Genomic DNA, 409 nt, shown 5'->3' on the forward strand with positions numbered 1-409 from the left:
CTATGAACTCGATCTGCAGGACCTGGCGCAAAAGTCCAAGAAGGCGCTGGTGTATGCGATGTTCACCCTGGCTCAGTACAACCTGAGCCTCATCTCGGATGCGATGCCGGCCAAAGTGTTCCGTGACTGTGGTCTGGACTTCAATCGCTGGTATCCGATGCCGCGCCAGCTGGTGGGCACTGCCCGATTCATGGCGACCCGTCATCGAGACCGCGACCACCTGCGGCGCACCCTCGACACCGTGGCGGAGCGCTTCGATGTGCGGTGCGGCACGCTGATCTCAGCACCAGCCTGAGCGGCTAGAGCTTGCGCAGCCGCAACCGGTTGATCGAATGGTCGGAGTCCTTGCGCAGCACCAGCGTGGCCCGCGGCCGGGTCGGCAGTATGTTCTCGATCAGGTTGGGCCGGT

Annotated in this window: 1 protein-coding gene; it reads left to right on the plus strand. The window is 63.1% G+C overall.

Going from position 1 to position 409, the window contains the following annotated elements; translation table 11 throughout:
- Positions 1-295, plus strand: a 295-nt coding sequence (locus tag RM812_RS42635; RefSeq protein ID WP_311586469.1) for a hypothetical protein, incomplete at its 5' end; no start/stop codon positions are given.
- Between the last annotated feature and the right edge of the window lie 114 nt (positions 296-409).

It is taken from the genome of Streptomyces lancefieldiae, assembly GCF_031845825.1.
Classification (GTDB): Bacteria; Actinomycetota; Actinomycetes; order Streptomycetales; family Streptomycetaceae; genus Streptomyces; species Streptomyces lancefieldiae.